The 13,823-nt window shown below is 67.1% G+C and carries 13 protein-coding genes and 2 pseudogenes; 8 read left to right on the top strand and 7 right to left on the bottom strand.

Annotation, left to right across the window (positions count from 1 at the left end; all coding sequences use genetic code 11):
- Positions 1-57: 57 nt before the first annotated feature.
- A complete protein-coding gene (locus K307_RS10420; RefSeq protein ID WP_042878012.1) occupies positions 58-963 on the top strand; it encodes a YihY/virulence factor BrkB family protein in 906 nt (301 codons plus the stop codon).
- A 20-nt stretch (positions 964-983) separates the two neighbouring features.
- On the opposite strand, the gene K307_RS10415 is transcribed toward K307_RS10420, so the two are convergent.
- The 4 genes from K307_RS10415 to K307_RS10400 are packed head-to-tail and all read right to left on the bottom strand — an operon-like array spanning position 984 to position 5,218.
- The gene (locus K307_RS10415) at positions 984-1,940 is read right to left on the bottom strand and encodes a CobW family GTP-binding protein (RefSeq protein WP_042878010.1); all 957 of its coding nucleotides are present in this window, start codon (positions 1,938-1,940) and stop codon (positions 984-986) included.
- Positions 1,937-3,592, bottom strand: a complete 1,656-nt coding sequence (locus K307_RS10410) for an amidohydrolase (RefSeq protein WP_042881771.1) — start codon at positions 3,590-3,592, stop codon at positions 1,937-1,939. Before K307_RS10410 ends, K307_RS10415 begins: the two co-directional genes overlap by 4 nt.
- A gap of 22 nt (positions 3,593-3,614) precedes the next feature.
- The gene (locus tag K307_RS10405; RefSeq protein WP_042878008.1) at positions 3,615-4,997 is read right to left on the bottom strand and encodes a sodium:solute symporter family protein; all 1,383 of its coding nucleotides are present in this window, start codon (positions 4,995-4,997) and stop codon (positions 3,615-3,617) included.
- Positions 4,998-5,011: 14 nt separating this feature from the next.
- Positions 5,012-5,218, bottom strand: coding sequence for a DUF3311 domain-containing protein (locus tag K307_RS10400; RefSeq protein ID WP_042878006.1), 207 nt, complete (start codon positions 5,216-5,218; stop codon positions 5,012-5,014).
- A gap of 157 nt (positions 5,219-5,375) precedes the next feature.
- On the opposite strand from K307_RS10400, the gene K307_RS10395 reads away from it, so the two are divergent.
- From K307_RS10395 to K307_RS10375, 5 genes are all read left to right on the top strand, one after another.
- Positions 5,376-6,311, top strand: a complete 936-nt coding sequence (locus K307_RS10395) for a LysR family transcriptional regulator (protein WP_042878003.1) — start codon at positions 5,376-5,378, stop codon at positions 6,309-6,311.
- 232 nt (positions 6,312-6,543) lie between these two features.
- On the top strand, positions 6,544-7,797 hold the full coding sequence (locus K307_RS10390) for a molybdopterin-dependent oxidoreductase (RefSeq protein ID WP_042878002.1): 1,254 nt from the start codon (positions 6,544-6,546) through the stop codon (positions 7,795-7,797).
- Between the two features lie 10 nt (positions 7,798-7,807).
- Positions 7,808-8,458: a c-type cytochrome gene (locus K307_RS10385; RefSeq protein ID WP_042878000.1), complete on the top strand. Its 651-nt coding sequence runs from the start codon at positions 7,808-7,810 to the stop codon at positions 8,456-8,458.
- Between the two features lie 136 nt (positions 8,459-8,594).
- Positions 8,595-8,981: an ArsR/SmtB family transcription factor gene (locus K307_RS10380; RefSeq protein ID WP_042877998.1), complete on the top strand. Its 387-nt coding sequence runs from the start codon at positions 8,595-8,597 to the stop codon at positions 8,979-8,981.
- Positions 8,941-9,435 (top strand): SRPBCC family protein, encoded by a 495-nt coding sequence (locus tag K307_RS10375; RefSeq protein ID WP_042877997.1) that lies wholly within the window; start codon positions 8,941-8,943, stop codon positions 9,433-9,435. Before K307_RS10380 ends, K307_RS10375 begins: the two co-directional genes overlap by 41 nt.
- 42 nt (positions 9,436-9,477) lie before the next feature.
- Here K307_RS10375 and K307_RS10370 read toward each other — a convergent pair whose 3' ends face one another.
- Entirely contained in the window at positions 9,478-10,314 is an 837-nt protein-coding gene (locus tag K307_RS10370; protein ID WP_042877995.1) for a universal stress protein, read from the bottom strand.
- 296 nt (positions 10,315-10,610) lie between these two features.
- On the opposite strand from K307_RS10370, the gene K307_RS10365 reads away from it, so the two are divergent.
- Complete coding sequence (locus tag K307_RS10365; RefSeq protein WP_042877993.1) at positions 10,611-11,168, top strand: RrF2 family transcriptional regulator; 558 nt, start codon at positions 10,611-10,613, stop codon at positions 11,166-11,168.
- A 6-nt stretch (positions 11,169-11,174) separates the two neighbouring features.
- Here the strand turns inward: K307_RS10365 and K307_RS10360 are convergent.
- Positions 11,175-11,513 (bottom strand): annotated as a pseudogene (locus tag K307_RS10360) (fumarate hydratase C-terminal domain-containing protein); the annotation flags it as partial.
- On the opposite strand from K307_RS10360, the pseudogene K307_RS51025 reads away from it, so the two are divergent.
- Positions 11,437-12,368: pseudogene (locus tag K307_RS51025) on the top strand (LysR family transcriptional regulator). The pseudogenes K307_RS10360 and K307_RS51025 overlap by 77 nt on opposite strands.
- A 31-nt stretch (positions 12,369-12,399) precedes the next feature.
- Here the strand turns inward: K307_RS51025 and K307_RS10350 are convergent.
- Entirely contained in the window at positions 12,400-13,812 is a 1,413-nt protein-coding gene (locus K307_RS10350) for a PLP-dependent aminotransferase family protein (RefSeq protein WP_042881767.1), read from the bottom strand.
- Positions 13,813-13,823 lie beyond the last annotated feature (11 nt).

The following is a 13,823-nucleotide window of genomic DNA, read 5'->3' as shown; positions in this document are numbered from 1 at the left end:
CCGCCGACACCCCTCGTCGCCGCATAATGTCGACACCTGCCCTCTCCGACGCCCTCCATGCAGCTGCTCGACCCCCGCGTCCGCGACCTGCTCCGCCACCCAGGGCGCTTTGCCTGGCACACGCTCAGGCAATTCCGCGCCAACCAGGGCCTGTTGCTGGCCGGGGCGGTGGCCTACTATGCGCTGCTGTCAATCGTGCCGATGCTGATCCTGATGGTGATCGCGCTGTCGCATGTGGTGAACCCTGACCTGCTGCTGTCCACGCTGGCGCGCTACCTCGAGTGGGTGGTGCCGGGGCAGTCGCGTGCGCTGGTGAACGAGCTGGCCGCGTTCATGCGCAACCGGGGCACGGTGGGGTGGGTGCTGCTGGGCACCATGCTGTTCTTCAGCTCGCTGGCCTTTACCGTGCTGGAGAACGCCATGTCGGTGGTCTTTGAGCACCGCGTGGCAATCCGGCGGCGGCATTTCCTGGTCTCCGCCGTGTTGCCCTATTGCTATATCGTCGTGCTCAGCGTGGGCCTGCTGCTGGTCAGCGTGGTCTCCGGCGCGCTGCTGGCCATCGGCGAGCGGCATGTGGCCGTGCTCGGTCACGAGTGGTCGCTCGACCGGCTTTCCACCACCCTGCTCTACCTGCTCGGCTTTCTCGGCGAAATCCTGCTGCTGACGTCGATCTATTTGGTCATGCCGGTGGGCCGGCTGTCGCTGCGGCATGCCTTGTGCGGCGCGGTGATTGCGGCCGTGCTATGGGAAATCTCCCGCCATGTGCTGGTGTGGTACTTCACCACGCTGTCGCAGGTCGGCCGGGTCTATGGGTCGCTGACCACTGCGATCGTGGTTTTGCTGAGCCTGGAGATCGCGGCGACGTTGCTGCTGCTGGGTGCGCAGGTGATCGCGGAGTTCGAGCGTGGCGGGTGGGAAGGCGAAGCGACGCCGCGCGCGGCCTCGGAGGAATTTCATACCTGACCGGCCACCACCAAGGCAACTCAGGCCAGTGCGACATCGAGGCAGGCGCGCAGGCGGTCTTCATCAGCCGCTTCGAAAGCGCCGATAAAGACCAGCGCGGACTCGCCAGTCCCTCCTTGCGCAATCGGACTCAGCCGCATGCGGCCGGCGACGACATGCACCTCATGCAGCCGCGGGTCGGCAGCCAGCGTGACGATGCCCTTGGCGCGCAGCAGGCGCACAGGCAGCGTAGCCAGCGCCTGCCGCAGGCGTGCCTTGTCGAAGCGACGGCGGGTCCGGTACGAGACACTGCGGATGCCTTCATGTATTACGGGGTCGACGGCGCGCTGCCAGCGCGATCCCGCCACCAGCATCGCCGCGCCATGCGGTTGCGGCATTGCGGCGGCGTCGACAAAGACCGACAGTGGCACCTCCCCTGCCCGCGCCATCAGCACCGCCGCGCGCGGCGCAATGCCGCCGACGCTGTCGGCGGCCGCCGCAACCGCGGCGGCATCGCCCAGGTCCGCCTTGGTCAACACCACCACCGAAGCCCCGGCGATCTGCCGCCGCACCATCTCGCCCACCAGCGGGTCGCCCAGGCTGCCATCGACGCCAGTCACATCGACCGCCACCACCACCGCATTGAGCCGGAACGCCGGATCGAGCAGCCCGACCTGTGCGATGCGCTGTGGGTCGGAGACGCCGCTGGCCTCGATCACCAGCAGCTCCGGGCGCTGTTCGCGCGCGGCAATGGCCATCAGCGCCTCGGCCAGCCGGCCGCCGATGGAGCAGCAGATGCAGCCGTTCTCCAGCTGGATCACGTCGTCGCTGCGCGTGCGGATCAGCGCGGCGTCGATATTGATTTCGCCGAAGTCGTTGACCAGTACCGCGATACGGCGCCCCTGCGCATTGGCCAGCAGCCGGTTAAGCAGCGTGGTCTTGCCTGCGCCGAGGTAGCCGCCGACGACCGCCAGCGGAATCGGAGGCGGCGCCTTCATCGCGATGGCGCGGCGAACACGCGCCCGCCTAACACAGTGCCCCACACGCGCACGTCCTTCAGGCCATCGGGCCCGATGGCGGTGGGATCGTCTTCCAGCACGGCAAAGTCGGCCAGCTTGCCAGCCGCGATACTGCCGATGCGGTGGTCGAGCCCCAGCGTATAGGCGGCGCCCAGCGTGATCGCATGCAACGCGTCCGCGACCGTCACGCGCTCGGCCTCCCCGAGCATGCGGCCCGAGGCAGTCTGGCGCTGCACCGCGCACCACGCGGTGAAGAGCGGGTTCAGCGGCGTGATCGGCGCATCGGAGTGGATCGCGAACGGGATACCCAGACGCCGCGCCGTGCCGGCCGGATTCATCCGCGCGGCACGTGCCGGCCCGACGGTCTGCCCGGCATGCGCGTCGCCCCAGTAGTACAAGTGGTTAGAGAAGAAGTTGATGCACAGTCCGAGCCGCGCCGCACGCGCCAGCTGTGCGGCGTCGGCCAGCTGGCAGTGCTGCAGCGTATGGCGATGGTCGCGTCGCGGATGGCGGGCCAGCAGCGCTTCGAGCACGTCCAGCACCACTTCGGTCGCCTCGTCGCCATTGGTGTGGATATGCAGCGGCAGGCCGGCGAGGTGGAACGGCGTGAAGGCGTCCAGCAATTGCTCCGGCGGGATCAGCCATAGCCCGTTGGGCTGGCCGCCCGCGTAGCCCGGCGCGCGCAGGCGCGCGGTAAAGCCCTGGATCGAGCCGTCGACGATGAACTTGACCGGGCCGAAATGCAGCTTGTCGGTACCCTGCGTGGCAGCCGCCCGCACGCGCGCCGGTCCACCTTGCGCGTTGCGCTGCGGCGCGAACGCCGGCACGATGCGCAGCGGGAAGCTGTCATCCGCTGTCACCGCATGCAGCGTCTCCAGCCCCTTCGGCGACAAGTCATTGACCAGGTCGGTCGCCGTGGTCACGCCGGCCAGCTGCGCCACGCGGCCGAAGCGGCGCACCGCCTCCGCATCCTCGGCGGCCGCCAGCGACAGCCCGCGTCCGATCACGCGCTGCACCGGGAACATCGCCGCGAACTCCTGCAACTCCCCGGTCGGCTTGCCGTCCGCATCCTTGTGCACGCCGTCGATATCGGTATCCTCGTCGATGCCCGCCAGCGTCAGCATCGCCGAATTCACGTTCATCAGATGCACGCTGGCATGCATCACCACGATGGGCCGGGTGGCCGAGACGCGGTCGAGTTCGCGCACCGACAGCCGCTCGGTGCCGAAGTAGATCGGGTCGAAACCCCAAGCCAACAGCGGCACGTCCGGATCCTGCAGCCGGCCGGCGGCACCCGCGAGCCGCTCGATCACCTGCTCCAGCGTGCGCAGGCCGCGCCACAGCTTGCCGTCCGGATCGCGGCGATCGAAGTAGCCGACGTAGACCGCATCCCACATCGCGCCTTCCATCAGGTGGCAGTGGCCTTCCACCAGCCCGGGCATCAGCACCTTGTCGCGGAAGGTGTCGGTCTGCACCGCGTCCGGCCACCGCGCCATCTCGGCCGGGCCGCCGAGGGCGAGGATCTCGCCATCGCGCACCGCGACATGCGTCGCCTGCGGTTGCGCGGCATCCATCGTGAGGATCTTGCGCGCGACGAATACCTGCGTGCGCGCCGTGTCGTTATCAGTCATGGCTTGCGTATGAATCATGGGTTCAGGCGGGCTGCACCCGGGACAGGCGCGGCGCGTAATTGACCAGCGCAGTCACCAGCAGGTTGACGCCAAGGCTGATCAGCCCGAGGTTGATGCCGCCGAAATCCACCTGCTGCACATAGAGCACAAACGCCAGCACCTGCCCGCTGACAATGCCCAGCGCGATCGCCAGCGGCCGCACCTTCAGCGAGAGCAGGATCACCATCACCCCGGGGAAGAACTGCGTCACGCCGTAGTAGGTGGTGTTGATCAGTGTCAGCATCAGGTTGGGCGTGGCCAGCGTCATCGCGATCGACAGCACCAGGTAGATCACGATCACCACCTTGGCGCCCTGCTTCTGGCGCGCCTCAGGCATGCCGGGCAGCAGGTTGCGCGTGACGATGGGACCGATCGCGAGGCAGATGCCGGCCAGCACCAGCAGCCCCGACAGCGCCGCGCCGGCGGTCACCAGTCCGAGCAGCCAGTCCGGCAACAGCCGCACCGCCGCCGCGAAGAAGGCCTCGTTCGGGGAGGCGAGCTGCAGGTTCTGGCTGATCGCGTAGTACGACGCCAGCACCAGGAACGGGTACATCAGCATGTACAGCGGCATCGCCACCTGCGTGCGGCGGATGGTATTGGCGCTCTTGGCGGTAAAGAAGTTCTGCACCGCGAACGGCATCACGTAGAAGCCCAGCGCCTGGAACAGCATGGTGCTCATCGAGAAGCGCAGCTGGGTGTCGTTCATCTGGTTGCTCACCTGCACGCTGGCGGCATGGAACACATCGCCCACGCCGGCCTGCCAGCCGACTGCGACGCCGGTCGCAACGATCGCCACCACCATCAGGATGTCCTTCAGGATGGCGATATAGGCCGACGCGCGCACGCCGGAGATGGCGATATAGGTAAAGGCCAGCACCGCGGAGATCATCACCAGATAGACCGGCTTGAACTCCCATCCCAGCCCCTTGAGCGCCGCGACCAGCCCGGTGAACTGCAGCTGGCCCCAGGGCAGCAGGAACAGGATCGCCGAGCCCGCCACGATCAACTCCAGCGCGCGGCTGCCATAGTGACCCTTGAACAGGTCGGGCAGCGTGATCGCGTTGTAGCGCGCGCCGGCCTGCCAGATCTTGGGGCCCAGGAAATAGCCAAGCGGATACGCCAGCAGGATGTAGCCGAGGAACCAGACCCCGTAGGTCGGCCCCTTGGCGTAGATGCCGCCCGGAAAGCCCACCATGGTGCCGATGCTGTAGATCTCGCCCGCCGCCAGGAAGAACACCAGGTAGGCGCCGAACTGCCGCGACGCGACGAAGAAGTCATGCACGCTCTGCGCGCCGTGGCCCTTCTTCGAGCGGATGGCGAGGTAGAGCGAGAAGACGATAAAGCCGAGGAATACCGCTGTGGTCATGGCTGGTCTCCCCTTCAGGCTTCATGCGCCGCGTCGGCGGCGTGGCGGTCGAACAGCAGCCAGCACGCCAGCATGCAGCCGGAGGTCAGCACGAACCAGGCAAAGATCCAGGCGTAGATAAAGGGCACGCCGAGCACGAAGCGCTCGACGGTCGCCACCCAGGGCAGCAGCCCGATGACGCCGATATACGGCAGGCCGAGGCCGATAAACAGCTTGAGCATGATGTCTCTCCGATTTCCGATGGACGGTGGATGGCGGGCGCCGTGTGTGCTGTCACCGGCCCGCGCTCTTGTGTTCCGGTCATCATAGGGAGCGCTGAGGTATGATTCAAATGCAAATGTTGAACCGCTCCCATAACTAACACGCATGGGATCCTGCATGGACACCCAGAAACTTCTGCACCTGCTCGCCGTGGTCGAACACGGCACCTTCTCCGAAGCGGCCCGCGCCGTACACCTGACCCAGCCCGCGCTGAGCCGCAGCATCCGCGCGCTTGAAGACGAACTGAAGGCGCAGCTGTTCGACCGCGGCGCCCGGCGTGCGCGCCTGACCGTGTTCGGCGAACTGGTGGCGGACCGCGCGCGCCGCATGCGGCTGGAAGAGCGCCAGTTGCGTCGCGACCTGGACCTGCTTCGCGGCGGCGAGGAAGGCGCGATCGCGATCGGCGTGGCGCCCGCGCCGGCAGCGCTGCTGCTGACGCCTTTCCTGATCCACATGGCGCAAGCGCACCCGCGCATCAAGGTGCGCACCGAGACCGGCGCCACCAGCGCGCTGCTGGAGGCGCTGCGCAACGAGACCATCGACGCCATCGTCGGCGACGCCTATGTGCTGCGCGCGGCCGACGACATCGACCTGGAACCGCTGGGCGAACTGCCCGCGGGCCTGGTGTGCCGCGCCGGCCATCCGATCCTGCGCAAGCGCCGCGTCGATATCGAGGCGATCCGCGCCTACCCGGTCGCGACCACCACGCTCAGCACCGTCGTCAGCCGCCAGCTGGCCGAGCTGTGGGGCCCCGGGGCCGCGCCGGACAAGCTCTTCACCCTGCACTGCGACAACCTCGACATGCTGCGCAGCGTGACGCTGGCGACCGACACGCTGCTGTTCGGCGTGCTGTCCATCACGCGCCAGGAGCGCGCCGCCGGACTGATGGCCGAAGTGCCGATGCCGCCAGACCCGCGCCGCTGCGGCCGCTATGGCATCGCGCGCATGGCGGCGCGCTCGCTGTCGCCAGCGCTGGAAGCGCTCTACGACTTCACGCGAGAGCACTGGAAAGAACTGTCGTCGGCGCCGTCCGGCAACGGCGCGCGCCGTTGACAACGGCGATGCGAGTGCCGCTGTTGCAGCCCCCTGAAACATCGCCCATGGCCCGAATGACCGATTCCACGCCAGACCGCCCCCCGCCCGGCGCCATGGCGGATTCTTCCCCTATATCGACAAAATCGATAAGCGCTAGCTGGAAAACCCGTTTCACAAATTGAGGCGTACGCAGCAAAGTAACCGCCACAACGCAGCGCGCACGACCCGTCGCGCCCAAGGAGACGCCCCCATGCGAGACAACGACAACCCAGCCGACCATCCCCTGCTGCTGCCCGCCCGCCGCCGCTTCGTGCGCAACGCGGGCCTGCTGGCGCTCGGCGCATCGCCGCTCGGCGCGCTGGCGGCGCAGTCCGGCGACGGCGTCACGCTGGCCGACGGGCCGCGCCCGCTGGTGCGCTATCCGGGCAAGCGGCCGCTGCTGCGCGTCAGCACCCGGCCGCCGCACCTCGAGACGCCCTTCGCCGCCTTCAACGAAGGCCCGATCACCGCCAACGACGCCTTCTTCGTGCGCTACCACCTGGCCAATATCCCGCTGTCGGTGGATCTCGCCAGCTATCGCCTGACGATCGGCGGCCATGTCAGCAAGCCCTTGCGGCTGTCGCTGGATGAGCTGAAGAAGCTGGCCGAGCCGGTCGAGGTAGTCGCCGTCAACCAATGCTCGGGCAACAGCCGCGGCTTCTCCGAGCCGCGCGTGTTCGGCGCGCAACTGGCCAACGGCGCGATGGGCAATGCGCGCTGGACCGGCGTGCCGCTGCGCAAGGTGCTGGAACACGCGGGCGTCAAGGCTGGCGCGAAGGTGGTCACATTCAACGGGCTCGATACGCCGGTGCTGCCGAGCACGCCGGATTTCCGCAAGTCGCTCGATATCGCGCACGCGATGAACGGCGAGCCGATGCTGGCCTGGGGCATGAACGGCGAAGACCTGCCGCTGCTCAATGGCTATCCGCTCAAGCTGGTGGTGCCGGGCTACTTCGGCACCTACTGGATCAAGCACCTGTCCGAGATCGAGGTGCTGGACCACCCCTTCGAAGGCCATGACGCCTTCTTCATGACCAAGGGCTACCGCGTACCCGACAACGATTGCCAATGCGTGGCGCCGGGCACCCCCGCCAGCAAGACGCGGCCGATCTCGACGCTGGCGGTGCGCAGCTTTATCACCAGCGTGGGCGCCGGCGGCGTGCTGCCCGCGGGGCGCTCGGTCGAACTGAAAGGCATCGCCTTCGACGGCGGCTCCGGCATCCGTACCGTGGAGGTTTCCGTCGACGGCGGGCAGAACTGGCAGGCCGCCACGCTGGGCCAGGACCTGGGCCGCTTCTCGTTCCGACCCTGGCAACTGCCGGTGAAGTTCGCGCGCAAGGGCCCGGCGGTTTTGATGGTGCGCGCCACCAGCGTCCAGGGCGAGGTGCAGCAGGCCAAGGCCAACTGGAACCCAGCCGGCTACCGCCGCAACGTCATCGAATCCACGCCGGTCACCATCGCCTGAGGAGCGCGCCATGAAAGCAACCATCGCCCCCGCGCTGCTGGCGCTCACCTTGCTGGCCAGTGCAGGCAGCGCTTGCGCGGCATCGCAGGACATCAAGCTTCCGGCAGAGACCGTCAAGCTCAAACCCGCCAAGCTGCCAGGCTACGGCATCGCCATGCAGAAATGCGCGATCTGCCATTCGGCCGACTACGTCTCCTACCAGCCGCCCGGCCTGAGCCTGGCGCAGTGGACCGGCGAAATGAAAAAGATGCAGCAAGCCTATGGCGCGCCCATCGACGACGCCGAGGTCGAGCAGCTGGGCGCCTACCTGGCCGTGGCTTACGGCTCGGCAAAGCTGAAGGATCCCGAGATCGTCGCCATCGCGCAGAAGGCAGGCAAGCCGGCCCCTGCTTCCACGCCCGCCGCAACCGCCGTCGATGTGCAAGGCCTGCTGGCGAAGAACGCCTGCCTGAGCTGCCACAGCGTGACGCAGAAGGTGGTCGGACCGGCGTATCACGAGGTCGCGAGCCGCTACAAGAACGACGCGCAGGCGCAAGCGAAGCTGGAAGCGAGCATCCGCGCGGGCAGCAACGGCAAGTGGGGATCGGTGCCGATGCCACCGTTTGCCGGGCTCAAGGCGGAGGAATTGCAGGCGCTGGCAGCATACGTGCGGCAGCAATAGCGTCCGCCCTGCCCGCTAGGCCGTTCCACTGCAAAGCGCCCCGGTCCTCCGGGGCGCTTTGCATTTCACCTTGCAACTTCGTTCGCCCTCCCTATACTTAGCCACATGACTAACCATTCGTGCCGAGTTTCCTGACGTGTCCCAGGCTGTCGATGTCTCCCCGCTCTCCGACGTGTTCTACGCGCTGGCGGACCCGACCCGCCGTGCCATCGTCAGCGTGCTCGGGCGCGGGCCGGAAACGGTCTCGGCGCTGGCGGCCCCGTTCGCGATGGCACTGCCCTCGTTCATGAAGCACCTGCAGGTGCTGGAGCGCAGCGGGCTGATCCGCTCGCGCAAGACGGGGCGCGTGCGCACCTGCGAGCTGGTACCGCAGCCGCTTTCCGACGCGCAGCAATGGCTGGCCGATCAACGCGCGCTATGGGAAGCCAGGACGGATCGCATGGCCGCCTTTGTCGAAGCGCTCCACCAGGAGGAACTGTCTGATGCCGAACCCGGAAGCAAATCAAAACGCCGCCAGCCCTGAGAGCCAGGACCTGGTGATTTCGCGCCTGATCAAGGCCCCGCGCGCCAAGGTCTGGCGCGCCTGGAGCGATCCGCAGCTGCTCAAGGAATGGTGGTGCCCAAAACCCTGGACCACCGAGGTGCGCGCCTTCGACATGCGGCCCGGCGGCGCATTCCATACCTTCATGAAAGGCCCCGACGGCGGCACCAGCGACAACCCGGGCTGCTTCCTCGAGATCGTACCGATGGAGAAGATCGTCTCCACGTCGGCGCTGGTGGCGGGCTACCGGCCGGGCAAGCCGTGGCTGTCCATGACCGCAGTCATCACCATGGCTGACGAAGGTGACGGCACCCGCTACATCGCCCGCGTGATGCATCCGGACGAGGCCACGCGCAAGCAGCATGAGGAGCTGGGCTTCTACGAGGGCTGGAATACCTGCATTACGCAGCTGGAGGAGTTTGCGTCGCAGCTGTGATCCAGGTTCTTGCGGATCAGATGTGGTCCGCCGCCGCCCCCCTCAGTGCGAGAACAGCACCGGCACCGTCATCGACTGCAATACCACCCTGGTCACGCCGGCGAGCACCAGCTCGCGCAGCCGGCCGTGCCCGTAGGCGCCCATCACGATCAGGTCGGCACCGAAGTCCGCCGCGCGCGACAGGATCAGCTCGCCGATGGCCAGGTCGGCGCCGCCGGGGCCGTGCTCCACCTCCACCGTCGCGCCCTGCCGTTCCAGCACGCGCACCGCGTGGCTGACCGGGGTGGCATCGGGGCGCGGCTCCCTGGCCGCGGCATGCGCGCTCAGCACGCGCACCCGCGCGCCGGCCAGCAGCGGCAGCGCGTCGTGCAGCGCGCGCGCGGCCTCGCGGCTGCCGTTCCATGCCACCAGCACGCGCGTGCCGACGCTGGCGAACTCACCGGCGCAGGGCACCACCAGCGTGGGCCGGCCGGTTTCGAGCAAAAGCGCCTCCAGCAACTGCCGCGCGACCGGGCCTTCGGCGTTGTCGGCATCATACTGGCCGGACACGATCAGGCCGGCCTCGCGCGCTTCGCGCAGGGCCAGCATGACCGGGTCGCGGTCGGCCGTGCGCCACTCGCAGGCGAGCGGCAGATCCGCGGTGGCGGCCTCGAACGCGCAGCGCATGTTCTCGCGCTGCAGCCGGCGGCGCTCCTGGTCTTCGGCCAGGCAGCGCTGGGCATTGTCCATGCGGTAGAACCAGGTGGGATCGGGCACGCGCCCGGCGAGCAGGCCGATCAGTGCGCACTGGCTGGCGGCGGCGATACGCCCGGCCACGTGCAGGCGCTGCATGGCCTGCTTGTTCCCGTCGAGATGGACCAGGATGCTGTTGTACGCCATGATGCCCCTCGCTTCGGAATCGTTTGTTCCAGTCTAGGCCGCAAGGCGGTGCGGGGCTTGATGGCTCTCAAGACGGCCGGTGGGGCTGGCAGGCACTGCAGGCAAGTCCCGTGGTCCGGGTTCAGGGTGGATTGCACATCACCAGCTCCAGCTCGGCCGCCCCGTCCATTCGGCCACACGGCGTATGTCTGGCTATCGAAGCGTCGAGCAATGGTGATCTAATCGCCTGAAGCCTTGCGGTCCGCGCCAGATTTGTATAGGCTTGAAACTACGATATAAATAGTCTGAGTTCGCAAATGTCCCACATCAGCACCGGAGTTGAGTACGGTCTGCACTGCCTGCTGTACCTGACGCGTTCGCAGGCCGCAGTGGATGAAGCCAGCGTCCGTGACCTTGCCGAGTTGCAGGGCATTCCAAACGAGTTCCTCGCCAAGTTGTTCACCAAGCTGGCCAAGGCGGAACTAGTCGTGGCGACTGAAGGCATCAAGGGCGGGTTCAGGCTGGCCCGCGCCGCTGACCGCATTACCGTGCACGACGTGGTGGTAGCCATCGACGGCGACAAGCCTTTGTTTGACTGCCGCGAGATCCGTGGCCGCTGCGCGGTATTCGAGAGCGGTCCACCGGCGTGGGCGACGCGCGGCGTTTGCTCAATCCACGCTGTGATGCAGTCGGCGGAAGGGGCCATGCGTGCAGAACTCAAGCAGCACACGCTGGCTGACCTGGTCCATCGCACCATGGACAAGGCACCGGCCAGCTACGGTCCGCAGGTGGTCCAATGGTTGACCGATCGCGCAGCCAACCGACGCGGCGACAAGACCGACCCCCCGCAGGCAAGAACACGCAAGCGTGCCTGAACCGCATCAGGCCGCTGCGATACGCCACGCCTTGGGGCCGTGCTCATGGACATTGCCACCATTGGCATCCACGGCGACTACCACCGGAAGGTCTTCCACCTCGAACTCGTAGATGGCCTCCATGCCGAGATCGGCAAACGCCAGCCCACGTGACGAACGGACGGCCTTCGAGATCAGGTAGGCAGCGCCACCGGTCGCGGCCAGATAGACGCAGCCGCTCTCGACGATCGCTCGCACCGCGGCAGCCCCCCGCTCCGCCTTGCCGATCATGCCCAGCACGCCGGTCGCCCCGAGCATGCGCCCGGCGAACTTGTCCATGGGCGTCGACGTGGTAGGCCCGCAAGGCCGGGCGGCGGAGGAACTGGGCGTCAGCCAGCCGGCGATGTCGCACGCGCTGCAACGCATGCGCGAGCAACTCGGCGATCCGTTATTCCTCAAGGTGCGCACCGGCATGCAGCCGTCGCCCCGGGCGATGGAACTGGCGATCGTGGTACAGGGTGTGCTGTCCCAGGTACGCACGCACCTGCTGACCGCACCTCGCTTCGATCCGGCCCAGGCGCGCAGGACCTTTACGCTGGCACTGTCTGACGTCGGCGAGGCGGCGCTCCTGCCGCGTCTGCTCGCGCGACTGATGCTGAATGCCCCGAACATCGACGTCCGCACGATTTCCGCACGGCATGCGGACCTCATGGATCGGCTCGAGCGAGGCAAGGTGGACCTGGCGATCGGCTATTTCCCGGACCTCGGCGGCGCCGACGTATTCCAGCAGCGGTTGTTCCGGCACGGCTTTGTCTCCTCGCACGCAAGAACCACCCGGTGGCGCGCGGACGCATCGCGGCGCGGCAATTCGTCGGACTGCCGCATGCGGTGATTCAAAGCGAGAGCCGAAGCCAGGAACTGGTCGAGGAATACCTACGCCAGCACGGCGTCAAGCGGCGCGAGTTGCTGCACTCGCCGCACTTCCTGAGCATCCCACTGGTGATCGCTTCGACCGACCTGATCGTGACGGTGCCACTGCCGGTCGGCGAACTGTTCGCGCGCATCGCCGATATCCAGGTGCTCAAACCGCCGTTCCCGATCCCGGCGTTCGATCTCAAGCAGCACTGGCACCGCTGCCAGCACGACGATCCGGCCAACCGCTGGCTGCGCGCGACCGCGCTGGAGCTGTTCGGCGAGGGCGACAGCGGCCTGCCGCGCTGAGCGACGGCAGAGCCAGGATGCCGCCAGGCAATCAGGCATAGCGCTTGATCACCTGATGCAGGCGCGCACAAGCCGTCGCTTGCTGCGTTTCGATGGCGGTGGCGACGCCGAGAAGAAGACCCGACCGTTTCGTCGCGGCAGCGCCATACCATGCTGAAAGGGGAGCGGGAGCGAGACCATAGGCAAAGGCTTCACGAGCGACAGCCTTATCGTCGGCACCATCTGGCAGTCGAAGTACGACCGCCAGCCCGGCGGGATAGGCCTGAAGGCCTCGGGATGCAAGGTTGCCGAGCAGCGCATTGCTCCGGCAGGAATAGATTCGCTTCATTCTGCGCAGGTGCCGCAGGAAATGACCGTCGCGCATGAATTCAACTGTAGCAGTCTGCACCGCGGGCCCGGGAGCGGGAGCAAGGCAGGCCACGGCTTCATCGAACCGCGGAACCAGCGCTGGCGGCGCGACCACGAAGCCGAGTCGCAACGTTGGGCTGATCGTCTTGCTGAACGAGCCGATATGGATCACCCGTCCGAACTGATCCTGTGAAGCCAGGGCTGGGGCGGCGCGGCGCCTCAGTTGCAGTTCGCCGAGGTAGTCGTCCTCGATGATCCATGCGTCCGCATGTTTCGCCCAATCAATGAGCTGGAGTCTGCGTGAAAGCGACAAAGTCGGACCCAATGGCGCCTGCTGGCCTGGTGTCACCAGCGCCAGGGCGGCTTCCGGCGCATGCTGCTCCCCATACGAAACATCGATCCCGTCTTCGTCAACGGGAATCGGGACCGTGGAAATCCGGGAGATCTCGAGTGCCCTGCGGCTCGGCAGGTACCCCGGATTTTCAACCCACGCAGTTCGCCCTTCCGCACGCAATACCTGCAACGTAACGCCAAGTGCCCCGGAAGAACCTGCCGTAATAAAAATCTGCGAGGCGCGACATTCGATGCCTCGCGAGAGCGCCAGATGCGCGGCAATCTCTCGCCTGAGCTCGTGTTCGCCGCGGGGGTCCGGATAGACCGCGGGCGCTTCGACTTCATCGCGCACGGCACGCGCGCGCAGTCGCGCGATCAGGGTCGCGGGAAAGCAATCGGAAGCCGGCACCCCCATCTGGAAAACCGCCGGCCCGGGAAGAAAATGCTGGTACAGGTCTGACTGCAGATCCGTCTCGACTGACCTTGACCGCTCCGCTGACAGAATCCTTGTGGGATGGTCGGCCACCCTGGTCCCCCCGGGCCGGGACGCGACGATCAGTTGCGCATCTGCCAGCCGCTCGTACGCCGTCTTGACCGTGCCCCTTGCCACACCCAGCTGCGCCGCGAGGTCGAGCCACGAAGGCAGCCTGGCGCCCGGCGCCAGCACGCCACTCTCGATGGCGCCGGCAATCCCGATGCGAATCTGCTCAGCCAACGAGGTCTTGGCTGTTCGATCCAGTTTGAAGTCGAAGATTGTGGCCATAGCCGCATGGT

The organism is Cupriavidus necator A5-1, assembly GCF_000744095.1.
GTDB lineage: Bacteria > Pseudomonadota > Gammaproteobacteria > Burkholderiales > Burkholderiaceae > Cupriavidus > Cupriavidus necator_A.
Note: the sequence above shows the minus strand (reverse complement) of the source record. Positions and strands in the feature narration are given on the sequence as shown.

Excerpts from the sequence above, each read along its gene's own strand:
- K307_RS10420 (WP_042878012.1), top strand. The coding sequence starts at position 58 with ATGCAGCTGCTCGACCCCCGCGTCCGCGACCTGCTCCGCCACCCAGGG.
- K307_RS10415 (WP_042878010.1), bottom strand. The coding sequence starts at position 1,940 with ATGAAGGCGCCGCCTCCGATTCCGCTGGCGGTCGTCGGCGGCTACCTC.
- K307_RS10410 (WP_042881771.1), bottom strand. The coding sequence starts at position 3,592 with ATGACTGATAACGACACGGCGCGCACGCAGGTATTCGTCGCGCGCAAG.
- K307_RS10405 (WP_042878008.1), bottom strand. The coding sequence starts at position 4,997 with ATGACCACAGCGGTATTCCTCGGCTTTATCGTCTTCTCGCTCTACCTC.
- K307_RS10400 (WP_042878006.1), bottom strand. The coding sequence starts at position 5,218 with ATGCTCAAGCTGTTTATCGGCCTCGGCCTGCCGTATATCGGCGTCATC.
- K307_RS10395 (WP_042878003.1), top strand. The coding sequence starts at position 5,376 with ATGGACACCCAGAAACTTCTGCACCTGCTCGCCGTGGTCGAACACGGC.
- K307_RS10390 (WP_042878002.1), top strand. The coding sequence starts at position 6,544 with ATGCGAGACAACGACAACCCAGCCGACCATCCCCTGCTGCTGCCCGCC.
- K307_RS10385 (WP_042878000.1), top strand. The coding sequence starts at position 7,808 with ATGAAAGCAACCATCGCCCCCGCGCTGCTGGCGCTCACCTTGCTGGCC.
- K307_RS10375 (WP_042877997.1), top strand. The coding sequence starts at position 8,941 with ATGCCGAACCCGGAAGCAAATCAAAACGCCGCCAGCCCTGAGAGCCAG.
- K307_RS10370 (WP_042877995.1), bottom strand. The coding sequence starts at position 10,314 with ATGGCGTACAACAGCATCCTGGTCCATCTCGACGGGAACAAGCAGGCC.
- K307_RS10365 (WP_042877993.1), top strand. The coding sequence starts at position 10,611 with ATGTCCCACATCAGCACCGGAGTTGAGTACGGTCTGCACTGCCTGCTG.
- K307_RS10350 (WP_042881767.1), bottom strand. The coding sequence starts at position 13,812 with ATGGCCACAATCTTCGACTTCAAACTGGATCGAACAGCCAAGACCTCG.